The organism is Sorangium sp. So ce296 (genome assembly GCF_051529605.1).
Lineage (GTDB): Bacteria > Myxococcota_A > Polyangia > Polyangiales > Polyangiaceae > Sorangium > Sorangium cellulosum_D.
This window is the reverse complement of record NZ_CP150325.1, coordinates 1,835,279-1,861,969: the sequence shown is the minus strand read 5'-3', so window position 1 is coordinate 1,861,969 and position 26,691 is coordinate 1,835,279. Positions and strand designations below refer to the sequence as shown.

Sequence of the window (26,691 nt, the reverse complement as noted above, 5' to 3'; positions counted from 1 at the left end):
GAGACCATGAGCATGTACAAGGCACTTGCGCTGGGTTCGGTCCTGCTCGCGATCCTCTGCCACGGCGAGCGCGCGAGCGCGCAGGAGAAGGGCAAGCAGCGCGGGGTCATCACGCTCGCCGAGGTGACGATCACCGGCCGCATCCAGAAGCCCATCGCGGCCGTCGACGTCAGCCGGATCCAGCCGAAGCTCACGCTCGCCGAGCTGCGCCAGCCCTTCCTGGACCGCATCGAGCAGGCGATCTTCAAGGAGCCGTTCTAGTGCCTCGGACCGGAGATCTCGCCGGATTTCCGGGCGCGCGCCGCGGGCGGTAGGCGGCGGCGTGTCCGCCGCGCTCTTCATCGCGCTGTCGATCGCGGCGAGCGGCGCCTGTGCCGCGATCTCGTGGAAGCACCCGGCGCAGGTCGCGCGCGCGACGGGCGGCGACCTGACGGCGCTCGCGCGCTCGCTCCGCGCGCTGCCCGCCGAGGCGCGGCTCTCCGAGCTGGCGAGGCGGTCGCCGCCGGAGAGCTGGGAGCGCCGGCTCGCGCTCGAGGTCATGTCCGCCGCCGACCCGCGCGCGAAGATCGCGGCGGCGAACGACCTCCTCGCCGAGCTCGAGCAGCGGCTCGACGCGGGCGCGGGGTGGCCGCGCGCGGCGGCGCGCCTCTCGGCGTTCGCCGCGCTGCTCCTCGCCACGCTCTCGTTCCTCGCGCAGGCCGGGCCCTCGGCCATCGCGCTCGTCCTGGTCGCGGGCGCCGCCGGCGCGATCGCGTCCGCGGCGGCGGGGCGCGCCGGCCGCGCCGCGGCTTCGCGGACGCGAGAGGCCGTCGACGCGCTCGTCGGCGTCGCACTGGGCCCGCTCGACGTCGCCGCCGGAGCTGCTCGCGCGCCGAGCGCATCGCCGCGACGATCGCGCCGCGCGCGCCCCTGAGCGCGGCGCGCTCTCCTGGACCGCCCCCAGCTGTCCGTGTACCCTCGCGGGCTGTGGTGCCCTCCGCTGCGCAGCGCTCCTTCCGCGGATCCAGGCCCGGGGCCCGCCGGGCCCTGGGGCGCGGCTCCGCCCGCCGCGCGCGACCGGCGTCGGCCCCTGCGTCGTCCCCTCTCTCCCGGAGTCCTTTGGAATGACCCAGCAGCACCCGCACCCCACCCCGTCGCGACCCGGCCAGCCCGGGCAGATGACCGCGGTCATGCGGGCGGTCGCACCGGTGACCGGCCCGAAGGTCCTCAGGATCGGCCTGGTCCAGGGGGGAAAGGTGATCGAGGAGCGCGTCATCAAGCAGCGCACCCACGTCACCATCGGGCCCAGCGAAAAGAGCATGTTCGTCATCCCGAGCAAGAGCATCCCGCCGAGCTTTCGGCTGTTCGAGCTCGTGGGCGGCGAGTACTTCCTCAATTTCCTGGACGGGATGACCGGCCGCGTCGCCTTCAAGGCCGGCGTCTCGGAGCTCTCCGCGCTCAAGTCGTCTGCCAAGCGCGTGGCCGTGGGCAATGCCCAGGCCTATCAGGTCCAGCTGAGCGAGGAGGCGCGCGGCAAGATCGTCGTGGGGGAGACGACGTTCCTGTTCCAGTTCGTCGCGCCGCCGCCGGTGCAGCCCAAGCCGCAGCTGCCCGTCTCGGTGAAATCGGGGATCGCGAACGACATCGACTGGACGACCACGATTATCGCCGCGTTCTCGTTCCTGTTCCATTTCGGCGCCGTCGGGTCGATCTACTCCGACTGGATGGATCCGGTCGTCGACGATGAGGTCGACGTCGCGGCGCTGCTCGAGTCCGTCAAGCAGCTGCCCCCGCCGCCGGTGGTGGAGCAGCCGAAGGAGAACGTCGAGGCGCCGGCCGCGACGGCGGCGCCCACCGCCGAGGCGCCCAAGGCCGCGAGCGGCGGCGGGAACAAGGGCGCGGCTGCAAGCGCGGGGAAGGGCTCCGGCGGGATGAGCGACGCCCGCGCCTCGGCGCTCACCAACGAGCTCGCGCAGCTCGACATGCAGATGCTGGGCGCGCTCAACTCGAGCGGAAACGCCACAGCCAGCGTCCTGAGCTCCGGCGACGTGCCGACGGGCCTCCTCGAGAACGCGGCCGCCTCCGGGTCGGGCGTCGGCAAGGGGGGTGTGGCGGGATTGAACATGGGGGGCTCCGGTGGGGGCACCGTGCGACCTGGCGCCGCCGGCGGCGGCGGCCTTGCGACCATCGGCAACACCGGGACCAGCGGTCCGGCGACCGCCGGTTCGGCGCAGCAGGTCAAGGGACCGGTCGGCAACGCCCAGGTGGGCGGCCCCGCGGTCTCCGGCGGGAGCGTCTCGAACGCCCCCTCCGTCGTGGCAGGGATGACCGCTGGGTTCCGTCGTTGCTACAATAAGGGGCTTCAGGAGGACCCGAGCATGAAGGGGTCGGTCCGGATCACCGCGAAGATCGGCCCGAACGGCGAGGTGCTCTCGGCGACCCCCTCCGGCGGCTCCGGCCTGTCCGGGACCGTGGTTTCCTGCGTGGTCGCGCGCGTCCAGAGCGCGCAGTTCACGCCGCCCGAGGGCGGCGGCGCGACGGTTGTGATTCCTGTCACCTTCGTGAGCCAATAGGCCCGACGCCACCCAGAGCCGTGGACAAGACGCAATCCTCCCCCTTCGCCAGAACGTGAATGGCGTGATGCCGTCGCGCATCCAATGGGGAAAAACCTGGTACGGGGCCTCCCGACAGGTCGAGCTGCTGGCCGTTCGGCATGTTCATTGCGTTTTGACAACCACGTCTGCCCGCACTTATACTCCGCGGGCCTGACTTCGGAGGCTTCGATGAAACGTGAACAGATCCCCGGCTTCGCAGCAGTTGCGCTGATCTCGGTCGTCATCGGCCACGGCATCGCTGCTGCGCAGGCGCAGACGGCGCCTCCGCCGGATGCGTCCGCGGGCCTCGCGCGGCAGGTGACGCTCTCGCCGGCCGAGCAGCTCGCGCAGAGCGAGACCTTCCTCGCTCGGATGGACGGGGCCCGGACGTCCGTTCGCCGCCAGCTCGAGACGGCCCGTTCGCAGCGAGACGTCGTGAAGACGCTCTGCTTGAACGACAAGCTGAATCAGATCGACGTCGCCATCCGCTCCGCCCGCGAGCGGCGGCAGGGCCTGGAGCTCGCGGTGAATCGGCGAGACGCCGATCTCTCCAATCACGAGTTCACGATCCTGACGGTCCTGCGCCAGCGCTCCGAGCAGCTGACGGCCGAGGCCAACCAGTGCATCGGCCAGGAAGCGGGCTATATCGGCGAGAGCGCCGTCAAGGTCGATATCGATGAGAACCTCCCCAAGGAGGATCCTTCCGAGTATCCCGTCAGCCAGATCATCATCGAGCCGCCTGCGTGCAGTAGCTGTTTTCGGTAGGCGACCGCCTCTCTCGGATTGCCACTGCCCAATAGGCGATGAAACCTCGTGACACCATAGTCGCTGCCGTATTCACACTAACTCTGTCCCCGGCGTCGGCCCTTGCGCAGGATCAGCCCTGGCTCAAGGATCGTCGCTACACCGAGGGCATCGGGATTCGCGCCGGCGATCTCGAGCTGCACCCGGGGATCGCCGCGGAGTTCGGCTACGACTCCAACTTCTTTCGCAGGGACGAAGAAGACGTGGCCAGCGCCGACGACATCGGGCCTGTCGGCTCGATGCGGCTCCGGATCACGCCTTCATTTTCGCTCTCGACGCTCAGCCAGCAGCGCCACGAGGTGACGCCCGACGCGCCGCCGCCGGACGTCGAGTTTCGCGCCGGCATCGCCGCGACCTACGATGATTTCTTCCCGGTCTCCGGGCCGGAGCGCGGGCAGGAGCGGCTCGGCCAGCAGCGGAACATCGGCGGCTCGCTCGACGCCAACCTGACGATCCTGCCCCAGCGCCCGTGGTCCGCGGTCCTCGACGCGTCGCTCGGCCGGACCATCGCTCCCTCGGACATCGGGATCTCCAACCAGAGCTTCCGGCGCATCCACGCGGGCGCGGGAGCAGAGCTCGTGTGGACGCCGGGCGGCGGGCTGCTCGATTGGCGCCTTGGCTATCGCTTCGCGGGCACGTTCTTCGAGCTCGACGAGTACGAGAGCCTGACGAACATGCAGCACATCGTCCGGACGCGGGGGCGCTGGCGCTTCTTGCCGCGCACCGCGCTCATCTACGACGCGTCGCTCGGGTTCGTCGATTATCCGAATCCGGGCGCCCAGCTCTCCTCTCACCCGCTGCGCGCGCAGCTCGGGATCAACGGCCTCGTGACGTCGTCGTTCGGCCTCCTCGCGATGGCCGGCTGGGGCGCGAGCTTCTACACGCCGACCAACGACGGCGACGTCGTGCACGACTTCGACAGCGTCATCGGCCAGCTCGAGCTGAAGTGGTTCCTGACGCCGAATCCGTCGGCCGACCCTGCGGCGGCGACGCTCGCGCTCTCGTCGCTCTCGGCCGGCTTCACGCGCGACTTCCACGACAGCTTCCTCGCGAGCTACTTCGAGCGCGACCGTGGATACCTCAAGCTGACCTACTTCTTCGGTGGACGGTTCCTGCTCATCCTCGACGGCGGCGTGGCCGCCCACGTGTTCCCGGGGATCCCGGCGGATAACGGGCGCCTCGTCGCGGCCGAGGAGCCCTGGACGGACATCCGTATCGATGCCTCCCTGTTCGGCGAGTACCGGTTCGCGGACTCTCTGGGGATCAACACCACGCTGCGGTATGGCAACAACATCAGCAGCACCGCGCTGACGATCCTCGACGAGTCCAACGCCCAGAACCATCTCGGATGGCAGCAGTTCGAAGCCTATCTGGGCGTGCGCTGGTTCATGTGATGCGACGTTCAGGTCGGTGGGCAGCCGCCTTCCTCGCGCTCGTGATCGCCGCCTGCTCGTCGCGCCAGCCCGGGCCGGTGAACCTTCCGCCTCCGGTGGAGGCGACGACGATCGGTGTCGGGGACGTGTTCGAGCTCCGCGTCGTCGGGGAAGACAAGCTGCCCACGACGTTCACCGTCGCGCCGGACGGCACCGTCGACTTCCCCTACGTGAAGCGGCTCAAGGTGGCGGGCCTCGAGCCTCAGGAGGTGGCAGAGCTCGTCCGCGCGAAGCTCATGGAGGGGCAGGTCCTCACCGACCCCAGCGTGAGCGTGAGCATCAAGGAGTACAACTCGAAGCGGGTCGAGGTGCTCGGCGAGGTGCAGAAGCCCGGATCCCTGCCGCTCCAGCCTGGCATGACGCTGCTCCGCGCCATCTCGATGGCGGGCGGGTTCAACAGCATCGCGGACAAGGACCGGGTCACGATCCGCAGGAAGTCCCAGGGCAAGACCGTGTTCGCCACGGTCTCGGTCGAGGACATCATCGACAACAAGATCCCCGACGTGCCCCTGCAGGCAGGGGACTCGATCAACGTCGCCCAGCGCGTCTTCTGAGCGACGGCGCGCCGTCCGCCGCCGCTCGATCGACGTAGCGCGACGTAGCGCGCGGCGCGCTCAGTTCTTTCGCGCGAGGCGGAAGTGCTTCCGGCTCGTCGCCGGGTCCACGGTGGGAGGCTCGATGCGGAGCATCGTCAGCGAGACCTCGCGCACGCGGCCGTCGCGCTCCTGGCGGAGGCGGATCCGCTCGCCGTCGGAGCTGATCACGGTGCACTCGCCGAAGTGGAAGTGGGTCACGCTGTCGCCCACTTCCGGATAGATCTCCTCCTCCTGGCGAGGGCGGACCGGGCGCTGCGGCAGCGGCACGGCCGCGGGCTCAGCGACCGAGGCCACCGGGCGAGCAGGCTCTGGAGCAGGGGCCGGCGGCGCTCCGCGGGGCGGCTCGGCGGCTGGCGGCGGGGCCGCAGCGCGGGGCGGCTCGGCGGCTGGCGGCGGGGCCGCAGCGCGCGCCGGCTCGGCGGCCTGCGCCGGAGGCGCCAGCCGGGGCGTCTCGCTCGCGATCGCCGGGATGGCGGTCGGCTGGGCCACGAGCTGCATGAGGCCCGTCCGATCGTCGAACGCCCGCGCGAGGGGCAGATCGTCGAACGCCGTGACGCGGAGCTCGAGCCCGTAAACCCGAGCCCAGACGAGCTCGCCGGCGGCGAGCTGGAGACCGACGCCAGACTCGCGGGCGAGCGTGGCCGACAGGCGCAGCGAGGTCTCGCCCTGCTGGAGCGCGACGCTCCCGGAGAGCGCCACCACGTCGCAGGGCCCCTCGAGGACGCGCGTCTTGGCGTAGGCGCGGGAAGCTTGATCGAACAGCGCGATCTCCGCCTTCTCGAGCGAGCCGATCCCCTCGATCCAGCCGGCGCGCGCCTCGGCCTCGTCGAGGGCGCGCACGAGCGCCGCTGGGAGCTCCTCGCCCCGATCGAGGCGGATGATCAAATGACGGGCACGGCGTGCCTCGAGGACATTCATCGCAGTTTCTTTTCTCCGGTCGTCGAGGAGGCTGCGCCCGGAGCACGGCGGGCTTCTTCCGAGCGCCGAGCGCGGGTCGCCGTCACCTCGATCTGGGGCGCGCCTTTCGCGCGCATGGCTGATGTGTCGCCAGCGGCGGCCGTGATCCGGTCCGCCGGGAACCCTGCGCTGGCGAGGAGCTCCTTGACGGCGCTCGCGCGCGCGCCGGCGAGCTCGATCGCGCGCGCGGACGAGTCGCTCTGGCGATCGGGGTAGGCCTCCACGATGACGACGTCGAGGGGCATGCGCCCGCGCATGAGCTGGGCGATCATGCCGATCTGCGCCGCCAGGGCCGGCGGTACCCGCGCGCTGCCCGCGGGGAAGCGGGCCAGGCCGTCGAGGAGGACCCGATCGCCGGACCACTGCGGCAGCGACCTGGCCGTCGGCTCGGGGCAGCCGTCGGCGTCGCTCGCGCCGTCGATCGTCTCGGCCGTCACCGGGCACGCGTCGGCCGCGTCGGCCACGCCGTCCTCGTCGTTGTCGGGATCGGGGCAGCCGTCGTCGTCCTGGAAGCCATCGCGATCCTCGGGGGCGTCCGGGCACCTGTCGACGGCGTCAGGGACTTGGTCGAGGTCGTTGTCGGGATCGGGGCAGCCGTCGTCGTCCCTGAAGCCGTCGACGTCCTCCGCGCCGTTCGGGCACGTGTCGCGCTGGTCCGGGATCCCGTCGCCGTCGTTGTCGGGATCGGGGCAGCCGTCGCTGTCCTGGAAGCCGTCGCGATCCTCGGCGGCGTTGCGGCAGGCGTCGGCGTCGTCCGGGACGCCGTCGCCGTCGTCGTCGGCGTCGGGGCAGCCGTCGCCGTCCTGGAAGCCGTCGATCGTCTCGGCCTCGTCCCGGCACCGATCGCGGCCGTCGGGGATCCGATCGCCGTCGTTGTCCGGGTCGGGGCAGCCGTCGCCGTCCTGGAAGCCGTCGCGATCCTCCGCGACGGCCGGGCACGCGTCGTCGCGATCCAGGACGCCGTCGGCGTCCGCGTCGCGCCCCATCGGCGCATAGCGCAGCCCCAGGTTGAACCGGAAGCGAGGCGCGGTGAGCGTGCCCTCGGAGGAGAACGGGATGGCGCTCCCGCCGCCGGCGGACAGCGAGACGTCGCCGGCGAGGAACGGAGCGCTCGTCGCCGAGAGGATCCACTCCGCGGGCACCAGCGCCGCGTCGCGGGCGGGCTGCTCGGCGAGCGTGTAGAGGGCGAACGCCTCCGCTGACGCCGTGAGCCAGCGGCCCGGGAGCACGTCGACCGCAGCGCCGACGGCGCCGAGGAGCTGCGAGCCGATCTCGACGTCGTACACCGCGCTCGATCCGCGGATCCGGGCCCCGACCTCGGCCGCGAGGCGGAGGTCGCCGAGCTGGTACGCCGCGGCGGCGGTCGGCGCGAGCGTGACCGTTCCGGCGCTGGCGAACGCGGCCTTGTCGCCGGTGGGCAGGCCGAGCTCGAGGCGCGCTGCGAGCGAGAAGCCGTCGAGGGGGCCGCTCCGGGGCGGCGGCACGATCGCGAACGCCGCGCCGAGGCGCGCGTCGCGCATCACGCTGCGGTGCAGCACCGCGTCGGTGCCGAGGACGTCGGCGAAGCCCGCGCCGTCCTGGTACAGCGTGACGGGCGCGGCGACCGTGACCTCGAGGCGATCGGTGAGCCCGAGCGACCACACGAAGGTCGCGTCGATGATGTTGTCGAGCACGTGGACGACCGTCCCGCCGGGGTCGGGCGAGGCGACGCGCAGGCCCGCCGGCCGCGACAGGTAGCTCGCCACGAGGCCGAACGAGGCCTTCGCGCTCGGCGCCGTCCCCGTGCTCCCCACGGCGAAGAAGGGGCCGCCGCCCGCGTGGGGCCAGAGGTTGTCGGCGTCGATGCAGGTCGACAGCCCGTGCGCCGGCGCGCACTCGTCCGCGCGCGCCGGCCCCGGAAGGAGCGCCGCCATGAAAAAACCGGAGGCCACCAGCAGCGGGAGGCTTGATCGTGCCGGCACCCTCCAATTGGCGCGCATCGCGCCCGACCCTCTACTACTGCCGGGGTGAGAGTCAAAACAGCAATCGTCTCGGCGCGATCTGGGGGCACCCGACGCTCCGTCGGCGCGCTGCGCTCCGCGGTCGGTCCCGCGCCGTGCTACGACCACGCCCGGCCGGGGCCGGCGCCGCCGGCGCCCGCACGACCATGATCGACGACGCGCACCCGCTCCTGCTCGGCTCCGGCTCGCCGCGCCGGCGAGAGATCCTGACCACGCTCGGCCTGCCTCTCCGCGTGGCGGCGGCCGAGGTCGACGAGGCGGGCCGCCCCGGCGAGGGGGCCGCGGCTTACCTCGGGCGGGTCACCCTGGCGAAGCTCGCGGCCGCGCGGCGCCTGCAGCAGGCGGTCGGGGCCGGCGCGATCCTCGTGGCCGACACCTCGGTCATCCTCGGCGACTCCATCCTCGGCAAGCCCCGGGACGAGGGCGACGCGCGCGCCATGCTCCGCGCCCTCTCGGGCCGCGAGCACCAGGTCTGGACCCGGTTCGCCATCGCCGGCGCCGAGGCCGATCTCGCGCCCGCGGCCGCCCCGGGCCGCGCCGAGGCCCTCCACGCGGAGACGGTCGTGACGCGGGTGCGCTTCCGCGCGCTCGATGACGACGAGGTCGCGTCGTACGCGGCGACCGGCGAGGGGCTCGACAAGGCCGGCGCTTACGCGATCCAGGGGATCGGCGCGTTCGCCGTCGCGGGCATCGAGGGCTCGTACTCCAACGTGGTCGGCCTGCCGGCGTGCGAGGTCGTCGCGGCGCTGCGCGCCGCCGGCTTGCTCGCGCGCTTCCCGCTGTCGCCCGCGCGCTCGTCATGAGCGACGACGCCGCGATGGCTGCGCGCCGCCGCGACGGGGGCGCGATCTTCGCCCTCGCCCTCGCCGCGCGGATCGCCGTCGTCGCCTGGGCGGCCGGGCGCTTCCCGCCCACCGCCGACGGCACCTACTACCACCGCATCGCCGAGCGGATCGCGGCGGGGCTCGGCTACACGTGGCTCTGGCCCGACGGCGTCGTCACGTACGCCGCGCACTATCCGGTCGGCTATCCGGGCGCCGTCGGCGCGCTGTACGCGGCGTTCGGCGCGCGCCCTGCGGTCGCCATGCTGCTCAACGCCGTCGTCGGCGCGCTCGCGGCGCTCGCGGTTCACCGCCTGGCGGTCCGCGCCGCGCCGCGCTCGCGCGCCATACCGGCGCTCTCGGGCGCGCTCGTCGCGCTCCACCCCGGGCTCGTCGCGTACACCCCGGCCGTCATGACCGAGGGCGTCACCGGCTCGCTCGTCGCCTGCGCGGCGTGGGCGTCCGCGCGGGCGCGCGAGCGCCGCCCGGCGCTGGCCCCGTTCGCCGTCCTCGGGCTGCTCGTCGGCGCCGCCACCCTCGTCCGGCCGCAGGCGCTCCTGCTCGCGCCCCTCTTCGCCGGCCTCGCCCTCCTCGGCGCTCCGCGCGGCGACGGCGCCCGCCTCCGCGGGTCCCTCGCCGCGGGCGCGGCGCGACGCGCGGCGCCCGTCGTCGTCACCGTCCTCGCGGCGCTCCTCGTGTGCGCGCCGTGGACCGCGCGCAACTGCGCGCGGATGAACCAGTGCGCGCTGGTCAGCGTGAACGGCGGCTGGAACCTCCTCATCGGCGCGGACCCGGCCTCCACCGGCGCCTGGGCGCCCATCCAGGTGCCCGAGGCGTGCCGTGAGGTCTTCGACGAGGCCGGCAAGGACGCGTGCTTCGGCCGAGAGGCGCGCCGCTACATCGCGGAGCACCCGGGCGCATGGCTCGGCCTCGTGCCCCGGAAGCTCGCGGCGACGTTCGACTATTGCGGCGCGGCCGGGTGGTACCTGCACGCCTCGAACCCGGCGGCCTTCACCGAGGACGACAAGGTCGCGCTCGGCGCCGTCGAGACGGTCTTCGAGCGCCTCGTCCTGCTCTGCGCGCTCATGTGGGCAGCGCGCAAGCCCGCGCCGGCGCCCGGCGCGCTCGCCGCCCCTCACCCCGACGACCGCGCTCGCGGTCCCTCGCTCGCGCAGCGGGCGCTCGTGCCTGCCCGGCTCGCGCTGTTCGCGCTGGGGGTCGTCGCCGCGCTGCACGTCCACGCCTGGGTGGGCTACCTCGCGCTCCTCGGCCTGGCGCTGCTCCAGGGTCGCGCGCTGCTCCGGGCGCCGGTGCTCGCGCTCTCGGCGCTCGCCGTCCTCGCCGCAACCGCGGTCACCCACGCGGTGTTCTTCGGGGCCGGGCGCTACGCGCTCGTCGCCTTCCCGCTCCTCTCGGGGCTCGCCGCCCTCGCCGCGGCGCGCCAGAGCCCGGAGCAGCCGCGCGCCGGCGCGCCGCACCCCGCGGGCGGCGCGCCCTCCGCGCCGCCGCTCGGGCGCGGGTGCGGGTCGTCGAACGACGAGCTACTTTGACAGCGCCGCCCGGGCTGCTGCATCCTAGGCGCCCGCCGGCTCGGGAGCGCGTGCCCCCGGCCGGCGAACCTGGAGGAGAGACGGATGCCCTTGATTGAAACGGAAGAGGCGGCGCGACGCCTCGCGCGCGCCATCGCAAGCGATCTCTCGCTCTACAACGAGGAGAAGATCGTGCAGGGCATCCAGCAGGATGACCTCTTCACGGTCCTCTCCGAGGAGATCGAGGAGGGCCGCGCCCTCTACAAGAGCCGCGTCTCGCCGGATCTCTACCAGAAGAATTTTTACGACCGTGCCCTCGTGGACATCCTGATCAAGTCCAAGGGCCACATCAAATCGAAGATCTGGTAGCGAGCCTCCGCAGCTGGTCGAGCGCCCTGCGCATGTCCGCTGGCAGCGCGCTCTCCCAGCGCACCGGCCTCTGCGTGGCGGGGTGGATGAACCCGAGCACGCGCGCGTGCAGGGCCTGCCGCCCGAGCTCCTCCGCGATCGCCCGTACCGCCGGCTTCTTCGGCGGCTTGCCGTAGAGGGGGTCGCCGAGGACGGGCGTCCTGCCGCGTTCGGCGAGGTGCACCCGGATCTGATGGGTGCGGCCCGTCTCGAGCGAGCAGGCCACGACCGTCGCCGCGTCGCCGAGCCGCTCGAGCACGCGGACGTGGGTCACCGCGCGGCGCGGCGCCGCGCCGCCCGCGCCGGGGTCGCTGCGGATCCACGACGTGAAGCGGAGCCTGTCGGTCGGGTGGCGGCCGTGGAGCGTGTCGTAGGTGGCGTCTCGCGCCTCGCCCGCCACGATCGCCGCGTACTCGCGCTCGATCTCGTGCCTCGCGAACCGCGCCTTCAGCGCCTCGCGGGTGGGCTCGTCCTTGGCCACGACGAGCAGGCCGCTCGTGCCTCGGTCGAGCCTGTGCACGATCCCGGGGCGGACATGGCCCATGGGATCGCGCGGATCGGCCGGCGCCAGGGCGAACCCGGGCAGGGCGAGCAACCCGTTGACCAGCGTGCCCGACGCGTGCCCGCGCGCCGGATGCACGACGAGCCCCGCCGGCTTGTCGATGACGAGCAGGTGCTCGTCCTCGTACACCACCGGGATGGCCACGCCGGGATCGGCCATCGCTGCGGACGGCGACGGCTCCTCCGGCCGGACATCGACCAGGGCGCCCGAGCGCACCGCCACCGACGCGCGCGCGGGCTCTCCGTCGATGAGGACCCGACCGGCGGCGATCCACCGCTGCACCGCCGCGCGCGAGGTCGCGCGGCCGGCGCGCTCCATCAGGTGGACGACGAGCTTGTCGAGGCGGTCGTGAGGGTCGCCGTCGTCCACCCGAAAGTGGAGCGCTTCCGCACCGGCAGCCATCGCGTTCGTCACGGGCGTCGTTCACGGTCGAGCGGCGCCAGCCGAGCGGCGTCGCTGCCGCGCGATCAATACTCCGTATCGCCCTCGTCGTCCTCTTCGGCGGTCCCGAGCTCGGGGTTGAGGGCGACGTGCGACTCGAGGTCCTCGAGCCGCTGCGCTTCGGACAGCCTGGCGAGGCCGCACTGCTCGACGAGGTACAGGTCGAACGCCGTGTAGCGCGGGAAGACGCGGACGTTGGTGTCCTCGTTGTCGAGGCCGAGGATGACGAGCTCGCCGTCCCGCCTGGCCTCGCCGAGGTAGAGCGCGTTCCACGGGTGACCGGGGAGGTTGGGCAGCCGCACGACCTTGCCCCGGAGGCGCGACTCGGTCCAGCCGAGGTCGGTCTTCGCCTCCGCCAGCTTGCGGACCGAGGTGAGCTTCGGCCGCGGCGCCGACGGATCCTGGCCGAAGCGATGCCGCCCCTTGAACCGCGGGCCCAGGCTATCGAGGGTGAAATCGAACTCCAGGAACGCCCGCAGCGTGGGCGGCAGCTCGACCATCAACTTCGACTCGAGCGCATCGAGCGCCGCCTGGCTCGCTCCCACGGCGGCATGGCTGGAGGGGCGCTTCTTCAGTTGCGCGATCACCCGATGCACAAGCTCAACGCCACGTTCGATCGATGCCATGGTTCCACGGGCCGCGGTTGCGCGGCGTTCTTCAGGACCCAAAGGGCCTCACTGGGGCCGCGTTCTCGGCCCCGGTTGTTGCGGGCTCGTCGCGCGCTCGGGCGGCACTCTACATCAGCCGACCGGGAGCGCGTCCCTCTATGGTGCCTACCGGTCCGGTCCGCTCGGTGTCAACCCGCGATCGCACCTGCTGTCGATCATTCATCCGCGGGCATCCGCAGGAAGCGGCCGAGCGGCGCCTCCCTTGGTCCCCCGCGCGCCCGTCACCCACGCCTCGACGAGCGAGGTCCGCCTCGCTCCCGTGAGCGGAGGGTACGCCGCGCCCGCCATATCAGGACGACGACCGCGCCGAGCACCACGGTCGCGCCGACCGCCAGGATGACCCATTGTGGCGCAGGATAACGGCCGCGCTGCAGGCCAGGAGGCGGCCGCTCGACCTCGATCTGGAGCTGCGCGCCCACGGGGCCTCGTTACACGCGGACGCGTCGACCCGCAACTGATCCGCGGCGTGAGCCGGCCGGATTCGGCGCGTCACCCCACCCGCCGGCCGCCCGCCGTCTCCCGGTGCCCAGCCACGCAAGGGCGAGGCGGCAGGCCGCACGGGACATGCAAGCAGCCGGTCGGCGCCAAGGGATCAAAACTTGCCTTCATGGAAACTCGGGCGTGTACATTGAAGCGACGCGTGGGCACCCTGCGGCCGGTGCGAGAGGGTGAGAGATGAAGCCGGGCTCTTCAGCATGGGTCGGGGAGGCGCGTCGGCGGTCCCCTGGGATTCGACGATTCCTCTTCGCGATCGGGGCGTGGGCGGCTCTCGGGGGGATGGCGGGGGCGTGCGGCCGGACGAGCCTCCTCGAGCTCCCGGGGGCCGACGTCGGCGGGCTCGGAGGCGGCGGGGGCGGTCCGACCAGCGCGAGCGCGTCGACGTCGTCGAACGGCGGCGGCTTCGGAGGCTTCGCGGCGTGCGGCGGCGACGCGGACTGCGACGACGGCGACGCCTGCACCCGCGACAGCTGCGTGGACGAGCGCTGCGACCACGCGCCCCGCGACGACGACGAGGACGGCGTGGGCCCGACGATCTGCGGCGGGAGCGACTGCAACGACTTCAACCCGTCCGTCTTCCCGGGCGCTCCGGAGATCTGCACGGACGCGGCGGACAACGACTGCAACGGCGTGAGCGACTGCTTCGATCCCGCGTGCGCCGCAGGACAGGACTGCGGCTGCACCCCGCGCCCCGGCGGTGAGCGCTGCGACAACGGCGTCGACGACGACTGCGACACGCTCGTCGACTGCTTCGACGCGGACTGCTCGGGGACCCGCGCCTGCGCCTGCTCCGCCTCGGAGACCGGGGCGTGCGGCAACGGGGTCGACGACGACTGCGACGGCACCTTCGACTGCGACGACGGCGACTGCGGCTCCGACCCGCGGTGCGCCTGCAGCGCGATCGGTGAGCGCTGCGACAACCGCACGGACGACGACTGCGACCTCCTTGTCGACTGCGCCGACCCGGACTGCCGCAGCAGCTTTCCTTGCGTGTGCCAGCCGCCCGGCTCGCTGGAGCGATGCGACGACGGCCAGGACAACGACTGCGACGGGCGCGTCGACTGCGCGGATCCGCAGTGCATCACCGCGCCGGCCTGCGAGGTCTGCGTGCCGGAGGTCTGCGACGACGGCGTCGACAACGACTGCGATGAGCACATCGACTGCGCCGACGCCGCCTGCGTGTTCGCGCCGAGCTGCGCGCCGACGCCGGAGCAGTGCAACAACGATCTCGACGACGACCGCGACGCGCTGATCGACTGCCAGGATCCGGACTGCGCGAACAACCCGGTGTGCGTGCTCGAGCAGGCGAACTGCCTCTCGCCGAAGCGCATCCCCGGGACCGGCACCTACACGGGGGACACCACCGGCCACGTGAGCGAGACCCGGGGCGCGTGCGGCGGCGACGCCGGCGAGGCGGTCTTCTACTTCGTGCTCACCGCGCCGTCGCGCGTGCACCTCGACACGCGCGGGTCGAGCTTCGACACGACGCTCTACGTCCGCACCGGCATCTGCAACAGCGGCCGGGAGATCGGCTGCGATGACGACAGCGGCGGCGGGTCGTGGGCCTCCCGGCTCGACTTCGGCATCCTCTACCCGGGCACGTACTTCGTCTTCCTCGACGGCTTCACGGTCGATCCCTTCGGCGGCGCGAACGAGGGCCCCTTCGCGCTCAACGTCGAGATCGTCCCGAACCCGAGCGAGATCTGCGACGACGATCTCGACAACGACGGCGACCACTACGTCGACTGCGCCGATCCCGACTGCGGCGCCTTCGGGCCCTGCCGCGGCTGCGCGGGCGGCGCCGCGCCCGGCCCCGAGTTCGGGACCGCCGCGTGCACCGACGGGATCGACAACGACTGCGACGGCGCGCTCGACTGCGCCGACGAGGACTGCAGCGCAAGCGACTTTTACGTGACGGAGTGCTGCGACGGCCGCGATGACAACGGCAACGGGATCCCCGACGATTTCAGCTGCCGATGCGCCTCGGACGCGGATTGCGACGCGGGGCAGATCTGCTACACGCACACGGCGTACACGTGCGGTTTGCCCTGCAACAGCTTCTTCGGGAGCATTTGTCCCTTCGTGGCGCCGGGCTCGCACTGCAACGACGCGACCAGCCAGTGCGAGTTCTGAGGGCCCGTGGGCCGGCGCCTTCGCCGGCGCCGCGCGCACGGCGCTCCCCTGCTGGCGGTCGCCCGGGCTAAGGTCACGCCATGGAGATCCTCATCATCCGCCACGGGCAGGCCGTGGATGACGCGCCTGACCTCGGCGACGCCGGTCGCTGGCTCACGGGCAAGGGTCGCAAGGTGACCCGGCGCGTCGCGAAGTGGCTCGCGAAGCAGAAGGGCCGACGCCCTGCGGCGATCTGGACGAGCCCCCTCGTGCGCTCGGTGCAGACCGCGGAGATCATCGCCGAGGCTGCCGAGCTGACCGACGACGTCTCCGTCATCGCCGAGCTCTCTCCCTCGCGAGACACCGCCGAAATACTCCGCCTGCTCTCGCAGTATCAGGGGGCTCAGCCGCTGGCGCTCGTGGGGCACGAGCCCTCGCTGTCGGCGCTGGTGACATCGCTGCTCGGCGACGTCGGCTGGACGGGCCTGAAGAAGAGCGGCGTCGTCGCCGTGAGCTGGGACGGGCGTGGGCCGGGTACGCTGCGCTTCGCGCTGGATCTGAAGGCCATGAAGGCGGTCGACCCGGTGAAGGAAGCGCAGCAGCAGCAGGCGCCTCGCTCCCGCTGAGCGCCGCCCGCGCCTCGGTGCCGCTCAGCGCACCGACCGCTCCACGGCGCTCAGCACGTCGACGTCGCGCACGCCGTCCGCTTCGGCGCGGTACGACAGCACGATCCGGTGCCGCAGCGCCGGGATCAGCAGGGCCCTCACGTCGTCCACGTCGGCCGCTGCTTCGCCGCGGAGCGCCGCGCGCGCCTTGGCCGCGATCACGAGCGCCTGGCTCCCGCGCGGCCCCGCGCCGTAGCGCACGTAGTCCCGGACCTCCTGCGCGGCGCGGTCGGTCCCCGGCCGCGTCGCCCTCGCGAGGCGCACCGCGAGGTCCACGGCCTCGTCGGTCACCGGGATCCGCGGGATGAGCCGGCCGACCGCCCGCACCTCGGCCGCCCTGAGCACCGCCTCGATCGCGGGCGGCTTCCCCGACGTCGTCCTCCGCGCCACCTCGCGCTCCTCGGCCTCGCTCGGGTAGGTGACGTGGATCTCGAGCAGGAAGCGGTCGAGCTGCGCCTCGGGCAGCGGGTACGTCCCCTCCTGCTCGATCGGGTTTCGCGTCGCGAACACCTGGAAGGGGTCGGGGAGGGGGTGCGTGGTGGTCCCGACGGTCACCTTGCGCTCCTGCATCGCCTCCAGCAGCGCCGCCTGCGTCTTCGGCGGCGTCCGGTTCACCTCGTCCGCGAGGACGAGGTTGTGGAAGATGGGCCCGGGCTGGAAGCGCAGGCTCCGGGAGCCGTGCTGCTCGTGCAGCACGTCGGTCCCCGTGATGTCGGCGGGCAGCAGGTCCGGCGTGAACTGGACGCGCCCGAAGCTGAGGTCGAGCGCCTTGGCGAGCGACGACACGAGCAGCGTCTTGGCCAGCCCCGGGACGCCGACGAGCAGCGCGTGCCCGCGCGCGGCGAGCGTGATCAGCATGGCCTCGACAACGTCGTCCTGCCCGACCACCGCCGCCGCGATCGCCGAGCGGAGCCGCTTGGCGCCTTCCGCTGTGCGCTCGAGGAGCGCGGCATCCGAGAGGGAGCTCGACCCCTCGTCGGCGGTCGTCTCGGCGTCGTTCCTGTGCTCGGGATCGCTCATAGGGCCAGGGCTCGTACCCCGAGGCCGCGATGCCGACAAGGACCCGGCGGAGCCGGCGCTCACCGCGGCGGATCCTGCTCCGTGGAGGTTTGCTCCGACAGGTGAGCAGGTGTTAGCAATCGATCGCAATGGCGCAGAGCTCTGAGGCCCGGGAGAGGAGGGGGCCGCGCGCGGCGGACGGGGAGGCGCAGCGCGAGGTCAAGGTGAGCGAGCTAGCGGACGAGCCGTACAACGGCGGCGCCGGCGCGGCGGAGGACGGCGCGGAGGCCCCCGGGGCGGGTGGGCAGGGCGCCCCTGATGAGGGCGGCGGGTCGAACGGGGAGGCGCCGTCGGCGCCGCTGGAGTCGCTGAGCCTGCACGACGGGCCGATCCCGCACGCGCCGCTGTCGCCGGTCGCCGGGCCGTGGCGTTCCTACAAGGAGATCCTCGCGAACCTCGCCCAGCGCGTGCTCGAGGCGCAGCGCCCGATCCGCATCCTCCAGGCGCTCCGGTGGGAAGCGGACGTCGAGGAGCAGTTTCTCCGCGCGAAGCAGCGCGAGCTGCCCAGGGTGACCTACGCGGACGACCTCGGGTTCGATCCGGCGGCGAAGCAGCGCGAGCTCGAGGAGATCCTCCGCGACGCCGAGCGGGACCTCGGCAAGCGCGATCGGCTCGGCCAGATCCTCCGCGCGACCGCGGACGAGTACAGGAAGGTCGTGAGCATGCTCATGGGGCGGGGGACCAAGGCGTTCTACGACCTGTCCCGCGAGCTCTATGGCTCTCCGAAGGACAAGCTGCCCGACGGAAAGACGAGCGTGCGGGACATGGGGTTCGTGCTCTACGACCTCCTGACGGCGATCGGCGGCGAGCGGCTCGGCCCGTCGCAGCAGCGCGAGATCACGGCGGAGATGGCGGCGCTCGAGCTGAACGCCCGCTTCGACCGCTTCTTCGGCGGCGCCTCGATCCGCGTGCAGGTGGACGATTCGCTCCTCGCGGATGCCGCCGCCGGCAGCGACTACGTGAAGATCCGGAGCGGCGCGATGTTCTCCAGGAGCGACGTCGACATCCTCGAGGCGCACGAGGGGTGGGTGCACGTCGCGACCAGCCTGAACGGGCAGGCCCAGCCCGTGGCGCGCTGGCTGGCGAAGGGGCCTCCGCGCACCACGGCGGTACAGGAAGGGCTCGCGGTCTTGGTCGAGATCCTCACCTTCAGGAGCACGCCGCGTCGCGCGAAGAAGCTGAACGACCGCATCCTCGCGGTGGACAAGGCGGAGGACGGGGCGTCCTTCCTCGACGTGTTCGAGTGGTACCGCACCGAAGGGTACGAGGAAGAGGAGTGCTTCCAGAACGCCCGGCGCGTCTTTCGCGGCGGCGTGCTCGCGGGAGGGGCGCCGTTCACGAAGGACGCCTGCTACTGCAAGGGGATCGTCCTCAACTATGCCTTCATGCGCGCCGCCATTCAGCACGATCGGGCGATGCTCATTCCCTTCCTGTTCGTGGGGAAGGTCGCGCACGAGGACGTGCCTGTCCTCCACGCGCACGTGACCGACGGGATCATCCGCCCGCCCCCGTATCTCCCGCCGATGTTCGACGACATGAGCGGGCTGGCGATCTGGATCTGCTACTCATCCTTCTTCTCGCGCCTCGGCGGGACGGCGCTCGCCGAGCACTACGGCAGGATGCTGGAGCGCTGATCGCGGCCGCCCGGCGCGCCGCGCGCGGCGGCGCGCCGCTCACGCGGGCGGCGGCGCGGAGGCGTGCGCGCTCGGGCCGGCCGCGCTCGGGCCGGCCGCGCGCGCGTGGGCGGTCGCCTGCGCCACCGCGATCCAGAGCCTGCGCCGGATCGCGTCCGGCACCTCGGGGACGACCCTGGCCGCGTCGAGGAGCGACTCTTCGTCCACCGCGCGGGACCGCTCCGCGACCGGGAGGCTCAAGGGATCGCGGAGCGCGCGCCGGTCCTCGGCGTTCATGCGCTTCACCGCCACGCGGAAGTCCTCGCGGGCGAGGCGGAGGCGGTTGCGCACCGTGTTCTCGTTCACCTCCAGATCGCGCGCGATGTCGGCGCTCGTCATCTCGAGCAGGTCGTGCATGATCAGGACGACCCGCCGTTCGAGGTCGATCGCTCCGAGCAGCCGGCCGACGAGCTGGCCGCTCTGCTCGCGCGCGAGCAGCTGTTCCGAGCTCAAGCCCGGGTCGGCGAGATCGAACGGCCAGCTCGCCCCCGCGCCGACCGCGATCTCTCGGCGGCGATGGGCGCGCCCGCGGTAGTGGCCGACCTGCCGCCAGGCGATGCCGAACAGCCAGCGCCTGAGGGGCTCGCCGAGCGGGCTCGCGGCCTGCGGAGCCCTGCGGCCCGCGCCCGGCTCGCGGCCGGAAGGGCAATGGCCAGCGCGCGCCTCGTCTGTGCCGCGCCTCGGATCGAAGCTCTCCAGCGCGTGGTACGCAGCGATCATGACGTCTTGCAGGACGTCGTCGATGTCGCGCTCTGCCACGCCGAGCCATCGGAGCGCTTGCCGGAGAAACGACAGGCCAATCGTGTACACGGTCTCGAAGCTGGGCCGCTCCAGAAGCGGCACGTGCTCAAGAGGCTGTTGCATGCCTGAACTTACGTGCAGCAGCCCGTGCTGATTTGAAAATCGTCAGACCACCCCAAGGAAGCTGTCTATTGTAACAAATATTACGTGCGCAGCGCCGCGCGTGCTGCGCGCGTTCACTTGCCCTGGAACACCGGTTTCCGTTTCTCCGTGTAGGCGGCGAGCCCCTCGCGCGCGTCCTCCGACGCGAACAGCTCGGCCTGGAGCTCTCGCTCGAGGGCGAGCCCCTGTTCGAGCCCCACCTCGAAGCCTGTCTGCACCGCGCGCTTGATGCGCCCGACCGCCAAGGCCGCGCGACCCGGCAGCGTGAACGTGTGCCCGTACGCGAGGATCCGGTCCATGAACTCGTCGTGGGAGGCGGTCTCCCAGACGTCGTTGACCAGGCCGACCGCTAGGGCCGTCTCGAAATCGAACGTCTGGCCCTCGCACATCAGCTGGATCGCCCGAGATTTACCGATGAGCCTGGCGAGACGCTGGGTGCCGCCCGTGCCGGGAAGGACGCCGAGCGCGACCTCCGGGAGGCCGATCTTGCCGGCGTTCTTGCGGGCGATGCGCAGGTCACAGGCCATCGCGATCTCGAGGCCGCCGCCTACAGTGTGGCCGTTCAGCGCCGCGATGCAGAGCTTTGGCGTGTGCTCGAGCCGGCTCAGCGTCTCGTTCGCGTGGAGACAGAAGTAGTATTTGAACGTCGGATCCGATTCGCGGAGCATGTCGATGTTCGCTCCGGCGCAGAAGAACTTTTCGCCGTGCCCGGTGATGACGATGACATGCACATCGTTGTCGAAGCGGGCCTCGAGGATGGCCGCGTCGAGGTCCTTCATCATCTCGTGGGTGTACCCGTTGACGGGCGGATCATTGAGGGTAAGCAGCGCGACGCCTGCAGAGGTGGCGTAGTCGACGAGAGCCATGGGCGCTCTTTACCAAACCGTCAGAAAAAGCGCTGCCCCCTGGTAGAAAGGCGCGGAATTGTGCTACCCCGCAGGGACGTGCTCATGAACGCGCAGGACGTGCGGCAGAAGTTAAAAGAACTCATGGTCGAGGAGCTGAACCTCGAGGGGAAGACGCCGGCGGACATCGACGACGCCGCGCCGCTGTTCGGCGAAGGGCTGGGCCTCGATTCGCTGGACGCGCTCCAGCTCGCCATGAGCGTGGAGGAGCGCTTCGGCGTCCGCATCCCGGAGGGAGACGAGGCGAGGCCGATCTTCGCATCGGTGGACGCGCTCGTGGCCCACATCATCAAGTCGACCGCGGCCGCGTGATCGCGCCGCAGAGAGCCGTTCGAGCGTGCGGATCTGGGTGACGGGCATCGGGGTCGTCTCGCCCCTGGCGCGCGGGGCGAGGGCGACGATGGACCGGCTCATCGCAGGCGAGCGGGCCTTCGCGCCGCTCTCCCTGTTCGAGATCCCCGGGACGCGCGCGCGCATCGCCGCGGAGGTCCGCGACCTCTCCCCGGAGGACGTCGCCCCGCCGGGCGAGGCGGAAGGGTGGTCCCGGACCGACGCGATGGCGGTGCTCTCGGCCCGCGAGGCGCTCGCGCACGCGGGCGTCGACCCCGCGGCGATGCCGGTCGATCTGGTGGTCGGCGGCACGACCGCCGGGATGTTCGAGACCGAGGAGCTGCTCGCCTGGCTCTCGCACGACCCCAGCGCGATCGCTCCCTTGAAGCGGATGCTCTCGCACCCGCTCTCGTCGACGGCCGACCACGTCCGCGCCGCCGTCGGCCCGTTCCGCCGGGTGAGGAGCGTCTGCAGCGCCTGCTCGAGCGGCGCGAACGCCCTCTTGCTGGGCGCGGCCTGGCTCCGCGCCGGCCTGTCCACCCGCGTGCTCGCGGGGGGCGCCGACGGCCTGTGCCGGCTGACGTACACCGGCTTCGGCGCCCTCGCGGCCGTCGATCCGGATCCGTGCCGCCCGTTCGATCGGCGGCGCGCCGGGCTGAACCTGGGCGAGGCTGCGGCGTTCCTGCTGCTCGAGTCGGAGGACGCCGCGCGCGCGCGGGGAGCGGAGCCGATCGTCGAGCTCCGCGGGTGGGCGACCGGCGCCGAGGCGCATCACATCACGAACCCCGAGCGCGAGGGGCGCACCGCGGCGCGCGTCATGCGCGACGCGCTCCGGTGCGCGGCGCTCACGCCGTCGGATCTCGATTACGTCAACGCGCACGGCACCGCGACGCCGCTGAACGACGTCATGGAGAGCGCCGCCCTGCGCGCCTGCCTCGGCGCCGAGGTGAGCCGCATCGCCGTCTCGTCGTCCAAGGGGCAGATCGGGCACACCCTCGGCGCTGCGGGCGCGGTCGAGGCGGCGATCACCGCGCTCGCCGTCGCGCGCGGCGTGATGCCGCCGACCGGCGGCCTCGAGGAGGTCGATCCGGAGTGCCAGCTCTTGCACCTCAAGGAGGCGCGCGAGGCGCCGGTCCGGGCGGCGATGTCGAACTCCTTCGGCTTCGGCGGCACGGACAGCGTGCTCGTGTTCGCGCAGCCCGATCGGTTCCCGCCGCCGCTCGGCGCCGGCGGCGCGCCCGTGCGGCGCTCGGTGGTCGTGACGGCGGCCGCGACGATCGGCCCGCTCGGCGTCCTCGCGACCCGCGGCGGCGCCGCCTACCTCGAGCCCGGCCCTCCGCCAGCCGAGGGATCCATCGCCTTCAACACGGGCGCGCACCTCGATCTCGCGCGCGCGAGGCGGCTCGATCGCGCCGGCCGCCTGACGACGTCCGCGATCCTCACCGCGCTCTCGGACGCCGGCCTCGGCGGCGCGGCGCCGGGCGACGCGGGCGCGGGCGAGCCGGCGGCCGACGCCGCGCCGAGCCGCACCCTGCCCGGCGCCATCGTCGGCGCCTCGTTCGGCAGCGTCGACGCCTCGACCGCCTACATGCGGCGCATCTACGACAAGGGGGCGAAGTACGCGAGCCCCGCCGATTTCCCGAACCTGGTCCCCTCGTCGCCGGTCGGGCACGCCTCCATCTACCTGGGCCTCCGCGGGCCGGTGTTCGCCATGGCCGACCTCGGCGCGACCGCGGAGTCGGCCATGGTGACGGCCATCGAGCTCATCACCGCCGGGGAAGGGGAGGCGCTCGCCGCCGGCAGCGTCGAGGAGGCGAGCCCCATGATCGAGCGGTGTCTCGGTCCGATCTGCTCGCAGGTCGTCAGCTGCGGCGTGCGCAGCGAGGGCGCCGCCGTGCTGCTCTTCGAGAGCGCCGCGCGGGTGCGCGAGCGGGGCGCGCGCCCGGTGGCGACGGTGGCGTGGTGGAGCTCCTGGCGCGGCGACGGCGCGGGGATGCTCGCGGGAGCGCCGGCGCCGGCGCCCCTCGGCGCTCCCGGGGAGGTCGCGCAGCGCGCGCAGCCCAGCGCACCGTCGCCCGCCGCCGTGTTCGTCGGGCGGAGCGAGGAGCGCCTCACCGTCTGCCTGCGCGGCTCGCCGTGGGCCGAGGTGCCGTGCTCCACGCTGGCGCCGCGCGCGGGCGATCACGAGGGCGCTGGCGGGTTCGCCGCCGCCGCGGCGGTGGCGGCGCTCGCGAGCGGCGCCCTCGCGAGCGTGCTCGTCCTGGGCGGCGCACCCGACCGCGGATACGCCATCCTGCTGGTCGCTCCCGGCGACGCGTGACGACATCGCTGCCTGCGCCCGGCCATCGTGAGCGCCGCCTCGTGAGCGCCGCGTGCCTCCTGCTCTCGCTCGCGTGCGCCCCCGCCTGCGCCGCCAACGTCGCGCGGCGCGGCAGCCCGCTCGACGCCGAGTTCGCGCGGATGCTGCCTCGGCCGTCGCCGGGCACGCCCGCCGCGCGGCCCGATCCGTCGGCGTGGCGCGAGGGGCGGGAGCGCCTCTCAGCGCTCCGCCGCGAGGTCGAGGGGGCCGGCCCGCGCACGCTCCGCGTCCGCCTGGCGCTGCGGGAGCCGCGCACCGGCCAGGTGCTCGAGGCGCGCGGGGCGATCGCGATCGCCCCGCCGGCGATCGACGGGCGCGCGCCCGCGGTGGGCGGCGCGGTCGTCGCGCCGGAGGGCGCGCTCCGGATGATCCTCCTCGGTCCAGGCGGCACCACCGCGCTCGATCTGTGGGCGCGCGGCGACCGCTTCCGCTTCGCGGTGCCCGCGCTCGATCTGCTGAAGCGCGGCGACGCCTCGACGCCGCGAGCGTCGCTCCGCGGCCTGCCGGTAGATTTCCTGCGCTGGTGGATGCTCCACCCGGCGGCGGGGACGCTGCTCTGGTACGAGCGCGCCGCGAGCACGGCCTCGTTCGTCCTGCGAGACGGCGACGCCGTGATCGACCTGCGGGTCGACGACCGCGGCCTGATCGGCGCGCGCCGCACGACGTGGGCGGCGGAGGGCGCGCGCCGGCGAAAGCTCGACGAGGAGGTCGTGATCGCCGAGGGCGTGGGCTGCGGTCATGTCCGCTACGCGCAGGCCTCGACCGGGCTGCTCGTCACCGTGACCTGCGAGGCCGAGGAGCGGGATCGCGCGCCGGACCCGCGCGCCTTCGTCGATCCCGACGCGATCGGGCCGGAGGACGGCTCATGAGCGACGCCTGCGTCATCGCCTCGGGCGCCGTCTCTGCGCTCGGCCTCGGTCCTCTCGCCTACCGCGTCCCCGGCGCCGGCGAGCCCGCGCCGGTCGCGATCGCGCGCGACGAAGAGCTCGCGCGCGCCGGTCTCCTGCGGCCCTTCGCCGCCCGCGCGCCCGCGGCGCTCGGCGTCGCTCCGGGGGCCGATCGCGCCACGGATCTCCTGAAGGCGGCGCTCTCGCAGACGCTCGCGGCGCTGGAGCGCGTGCGCCCGGGCTGGCGCGGCGAGCGCATCGGCATCGCCCTCGGCACGTCCAGCGGCGGCATGCTCACCGCGGAGCGGTTCTTCGCGGCCCGGGCCGAGGGCGCCGACGCCGGCTCGCTCGCCGCGCTGGCCTCCGGCGCGACCTACTTCGCGCCGTTCAACGACGCGCTCGCCGCGTTCGGGCTGGAGCGGACCCCGCTGCGCACGCACCTGCTCGCGGCGTGCGCCGCGAGCACCCTGGCCATCGGCCTCGGCCTCCGCTGGCTCGATCGCGACGCCTGCGACCTCGTGCTCGCCGGCGGCTACGACGCCCTCAGCACCTTCGTCGCCGCCGGCTTCGAGGCGCTCCGCGCGACCACGGCGTCGAGCTCGCGCCCGTTCCGCCTCGGCCGCGACGGCATGGCGCTCGGCGAGGGCGCGGCCGTCGTCGCCCTCGTGCGCGAGGATCGCCGCCGCGGCGCCCCCGTGATGGTCCGGGTCGCCGGCTTCGGCGCCTCCACGGACGCGGTGCACATCACCGCCCCGGATCGGACGGGCTCGGGGCTGATGCGCGCCGGCGCCGCCGCGCTCGCCGACGCCGGGTGGCCTGCCTCGCGCGTCGGCCTCGTCAGCGCCCACGCCACGGCGACGCCCTACAACGACGCGATGGAGTCGCGCGCGATCGCCGCGCTGTTCGCCGCGCCCCGCCCCGCGGAGGGCTCGGGCGCCGCGCCCCCTCCGCCCGTCGTCCACCCGTTCAAGGCCCAGATCGGGCACACGCTCGGGGCCGCGGGCGCGCTCGAGTCGCTCGCGGCCGCGGCCGCCCTCGCGGCGTCCATCGCCCCGCCGGCGGCGTCCGAGGGCGAGCTCGACCCCGACGCGCCGGCCCTCCTGCTCGAGCGCGCCGAGCCGCGGCCGCTCGACGCAGCGCTCAAGCTCTCGGCGGCCTTCGGCGGCGCGAACGCCGCGCTCCTGCTCACGTCCCGCCCGAGCGGGCGGAAGCCGCGGCGCGCTCGCCCGGTGCACCTCCGCGCAGCGGCGCGCGTGACGGGCTTCGATCTCGGGCGCCTCGCCGAGACCACGGGCATCCCGCGCGACCGCCTCGCGCGCCTCGACGCGCTCTGCCGTCTCGGGCTGACCGCCGTGGCGGCCCTCGCCGACGTCGTCGGCGCAGGCGCCTTGCGGGGCGCCGGCATCGTCGCGGGCCACGCGCTCGCGACGATCGACACCAACGACGTCTACGACGCCCGCCGTCGCGCGCGCGGCGCCCGCTTCGTCGAGCCGCGCCTCTTTCCCGCCACGTCGCCGAACGCGATCGCGGGGGAGTGCGCCATCGCGTACCAGCTCACCGGGCCGAGCTTCGCGGTCGGCGCCGGGCTGGGCGGCGCGCTGGAGGCGCTCCGCGCCGCGGCAGAGCTCGTCGCGTCCTCCGATGCCGATCGCATGGTCGTCGTCGCGGCCGACGACGCCGGGCCGGTCGCGCGCGAGCTCCTCGGCCTGACGGTCGCGCAGCACCGCGCGGTCGCCTGCGGCGCCGTCGCGCTCCTCCTCCAGGCGGATCCTGGCGACGCCGGGCGCCTGCGCGAGGTCGATCTCGACCTCCCGGTCGACCACGACGGTCCCGTCGGCCACCTCGCCCTCCTCCGCTGGCTCGACGAGCACGGCTAGCGGGGGCGCCCGTCCGTGTCACCCGCGGCGGTCTTGATCGCTTCGCTTGCCGATCCGCACCCCGATCTGGCAAGGTCCCCGGCTGGAATCAGCTGCTTCCCCTGAGCGTTGTCCTGCCCGCGTATGCTCTGCCGCCAAACAAAAGCTGTCGCTTCGTTCCTCGTCGTGGCTTCGACCGTCCTCGCCGGCTGCGCGACCCACTACATCCCGAACACGGACGTCGAGGACAACGACGACAACCGCAAGATCATCTCGTTCTGCGAGAAGTACCGCAACGCGGTGGAGAGCAAGAACGTCGGCGCGCTGCTCCAGCTCGCCTCGCCCAAGTACTACGAGGACGGCGGCAACATCGACGCCTCGGACGACCTCGATTATGCCGGCCTGCGCGAGTACCTGAACGGCAAATTCCAGGAGGCGCGCGCCATCCGCTACGAGATCCGCTACCGGCGCGTGCTCCGGGAGGATGACGTCATCTACGTCGACTACACGTTCAGCGCCAGCTACCGCATCCCGGGTCGCAAGGGCGAAGAGTGGCGCCGCAAGGTCGACGACAACCGCCTCGAGCTGGTGGAGCACCAGGGCGAGTACCGCATCGTCGCGGGGATGTAGCGCCCGGCCGCGCCGCCCGGCG

At 73.1% G+C, this 26,691-nt stretch carries 24 protein-coding genes; 17 read left to right on the top strand and 7 right to left on the bottom strand.

The window, feature by feature from the left end; genetic code table 11:
• Nucleotides 1–12 precede the first annotated feature (12 nt).
• From WME98_RS07085 to WME98_RS07060, 6 genes are all read left to right on the top strand, one after another.
• The gene (locus tag WME98_RS07085; protein WP_020738965.1) at nt 13–261 is read left to right on the top strand and encodes a hypothetical protein; all 249 of its coding nucleotides are present in this window, start codon (nt 13–15) and stop codon (nt 259–261) included.
• A gap of 61 nt (nt 262–322) precedes the next feature.
• Entirely contained in the window at nt 323–913 is a 591-nt protein-coding gene (locus tag WME98_RS07080) for a hypothetical protein (RefSeq protein ID WP_437950588.1), read from the top strand.
• A gap of 190 nt (nt 914–1,103) precedes the next feature.
• Nucleotides 1,104–2,552: an AgmX/PglI C-terminal domain-containing protein gene (locus WME98_RS07075; RefSeq protein ID WP_437950587.1), complete on the top strand. Its 1,449-nt coding sequence runs from the start codon at nt 1,104–1,106 to the stop codon at nt 2,550–2,552.
• 147 nt (nt 2,553–2,699) lie between these two features.
• Nucleotides 2,700–3,338 carry a hypothetical protein gene (locus WME98_RS07070; protein ID WP_437950586.1) on the top strand — a complete coding sequence of 213 codons (639 nt, stop codon included), beginning with the start codon at nt 2,700–2,702 and terminating at the stop codon, nt 3,336–3,338.
• 38 nt (nt 3,339–3,376) lie between these two features.
• Complete coding sequence (locus tag WME98_RS07065; RefSeq protein WP_437950585.1) at nt 3,377–4,771, top strand: hypothetical protein; 1,395 nt, start codon at nt 3,377–3,379, stop codon at nt 4,769–4,771.
• Entirely contained in the window at nt 4,771–5,364 is a 594-nt protein-coding gene (locus WME98_RS07060) for a polysaccharide biosynthesis/export family protein (RefSeq protein WP_061621867.1), read from the top strand. Before WME98_RS07065 ends, WME98_RS07060 begins: the two co-directional genes overlap by 1 nt.
• A gap of 60 nt (nt 5,365–5,424) precedes the next feature.
• On the opposite strand, the gene WME98_RS07055 is transcribed toward WME98_RS07060, so the two are convergent.
• Entirely contained in the window at nt 5,425–6,324 is a 900-nt protein-coding gene (locus tag WME98_RS07055; protein WP_437950584.1) for a PPC domain-containing DNA-binding protein, read from the bottom strand.
• On the bottom strand, nt 6,321–8,342 hold the full coding sequence (locus tag WME98_RS07050) for an OmpA family protein (RefSeq protein WP_437950583.1): 2,022 nt from the start codon (nt 8,340–8,342) through the stop codon (nt 6,321–6,323). The genes WME98_RS07055 and WME98_RS07050 overlap by 4 nt, the downstream gene beginning before the upstream one ends.
• 167 nt (nt 8,343–8,509) lie before the next feature.
• Between WME98_RS07050 and WME98_RS07045 the strand changes: the two genes are divergently transcribed.
• From WME98_RS07045 to WME98_RS07035, 3 genes are all read left to right on the top strand, one after another.
• Nucleotides 8,510–9,166 carry a Maf family protein gene (locus tag WME98_RS07045; protein ID WP_437953959.1) on the top strand — a complete coding sequence of 219 codons (657 nt, stop codon included), beginning with the start codon at nt 8,510–8,512 and terminating at the stop codon, nt 9,164–9,166.
• The gene (locus tag WME98_RS07040; RefSeq protein WP_437950582.1) at nt 9,163–10,734 is read left to right on the top strand and encodes a hypothetical protein; all 1,572 of its coding nucleotides are present in this window, start codon (nt 9,163–9,165) and stop codon (nt 10,732–10,734) included. The genes WME98_RS07045 and WME98_RS07040 overlap by 4 nt, the downstream gene beginning before the upstream one ends.
• 84 nt (nt 10,735–10,818) lie before the next feature.
• Nucleotides 10,819–11,082: a hypothetical protein gene (locus WME98_RS07035; protein WP_012238561.1), complete on the top strand. Its 264-nt coding sequence runs from the start codon at nt 10,819–10,821 to the stop codon at nt 11,080–11,082.
• Here the strand turns inward: WME98_RS07035 and WME98_RS07030 are convergent.
• Both WME98_RS07030 and WME98_RS07025 read right to left on the bottom strand, forming a co-directional pair.
• Nucleotides 11,063–12,085, bottom strand: a complete 1,023-nt coding sequence (locus WME98_RS07030; RefSeq protein WP_437950581.1) for an RluA family pseudouridine synthase — start codon at nt 12,083–12,085, stop codon at nt 11,063–11,065. The genes WME98_RS07035 and WME98_RS07030 overlap by 20 nt on opposite strands.
• A gap of 65 nt (nt 12,086–12,150) precedes the next feature.
• Nucleotides 12,151–12,711, bottom strand: a complete 561-nt coding sequence (locus tag WME98_RS07025) for an SMI1/KNR4 family protein (RefSeq protein ID WP_129578364.1) — start codon at nt 12,709–12,711, stop codon at nt 12,151–12,153.
• 858 nt (nt 12,712–13,569) lie between these two features.
• Here WME98_RS07025 and WME98_RS07020 point away from each other — a divergent pair.
• The gene (locus WME98_RS07020; RefSeq protein ID WP_437950580.1) at nt 13,570–15,423 is read left to right on the top strand and encodes a MopE-related protein; all 1,854 of its coding nucleotides are present in this window, start codon (nt 13,570–13,572) and stop codon (nt 15,421–15,423) included.
• 80 nt (nt 15,424–15,503) lie between these two features.
• Nucleotides 15,504–16,028, top strand: a complete 525-nt coding sequence (gene sixA, locus WME98_RS07015) for a phosphohistidine phosphatase SixA (protein WP_437950579.1) — start codon at nt 15,504–15,506, stop codon at nt 16,026–16,028.
• A 24-nt stretch (nt 16,029–16,052) separates the two neighbouring features.
• On the opposite strand, the gene WME98_RS07010 is transcribed toward sixA, so the two are convergent.
• Nucleotides 16,053–17,087, bottom strand: coding sequence for an AAA family ATPase (locus WME98_RS07010; RefSeq protein WP_437950578.1), 1,035 nt, complete (start codon nt 17,085–17,087; stop codon nt 16,053–16,055).
• A 128-nt stretch (nt 17,088–17,215) separates the two neighbouring features.
• On the opposite strand from WME98_RS07010, the gene WME98_RS07005 reads away from it, so the two are divergent.
• On the top strand, nt 17,216–18,760 hold the full coding sequence (locus WME98_RS07005; protein WP_437950577.1) for a flavohemoglobin expression-modulating QEGLA motif protein: 1,545 nt from the start codon (nt 17,216–17,218) through the stop codon (nt 18,758–18,760).
• Between the two features lie 39 nt (nt 18,761–18,799).
• Here the strand turns inward: WME98_RS07005 and WME98_RS07000 are convergent, their stop codons facing one another.
• Both WME98_RS07000 and WME98_RS06995 read right to left on the bottom strand, forming a co-directional pair.
• Nucleotides 18,800–19,663 carry an RNA polymerase sigma factor gene (locus WME98_RS07000; protein WP_437950576.1) on the bottom strand — a complete coding sequence of 288 codons (864 nt, stop codon included), beginning with the start codon at nt 19,661–19,663 and terminating at the stop codon, nt 18,800–18,802.
• Between the two features lie 113 nt (nt 19,664–19,776).
• Nucleotides 19,777–20,568: an enoyl-CoA hydratase/isomerase family protein gene (locus tag WME98_RS06995; protein WP_061621831.1), complete on the bottom strand. Its 792-nt coding sequence runs from the start codon at nt 20,566–20,568 to the stop codon at nt 19,777–19,779.
• Between the two features lie 84 nt (nt 20,569–20,652).
• Here WME98_RS06995 and WME98_RS06990 point away from each other — a divergent pair, with 84 nt between their 5' ends.
• The 5 genes from WME98_RS06990 to WME98_RS06970 all read left to right on the top strand — a co-directional run bounded on the left by WME98_RS06990 (nt 20,653) and on the right by WME98_RS06970 (nt 26,669).
• Nucleotides 20,653–20,919 carry a phosphopantetheine-binding protein gene (locus tag WME98_RS06990; protein ID WP_044989135.1) on the top strand — a complete coding sequence of 89 codons (267 nt, stop codon included), beginning with the start codon at nt 20,653–20,655 and terminating at the stop codon, nt 20,917–20,919.
• A gap of 25 nt (nt 20,920–20,944) precedes the next feature.
• Nucleotides 20,945–23,257, top strand: coding sequence for a beta-ketoacyl synthase N-terminal-like domain-containing protein (locus WME98_RS06985; RefSeq protein WP_437950575.1), 2,313 nt, complete (start codon nt 20,945–20,947; stop codon nt 23,255–23,257).
• Entirely contained in the window at nt 23,254–24,165 is a 912-nt protein-coding gene (locus WME98_RS06980; protein WP_437950574.1) for a hypothetical protein, read from the top strand. Before WME98_RS06985 ends, WME98_RS06980 begins: the two co-directional genes overlap by 4 nt.
• Complete coding sequence (locus WME98_RS06975; protein WP_437950573.1) at nt 24,162–26,060, top strand: beta-ketoacyl synthase N-terminal-like domain-containing protein; 1,899 nt, start codon at nt 24,162–24,164, stop codon at nt 26,058–26,060. Before WME98_RS06980 ends, WME98_RS06975 begins: the two co-directional genes overlap by 4 nt.
• A gap of 165 nt (nt 26,061–26,225) precedes the next feature.
• Complete coding sequence (locus tag WME98_RS06970; protein ID WP_437950572.1) at nt 26,226–26,669, top strand: hypothetical protein; 444 nt, start codon at nt 26,226–26,228, stop codon at nt 26,667–26,669.
• Nucleotides 26,670–26,691 lie beyond the last annotated feature (22 nt).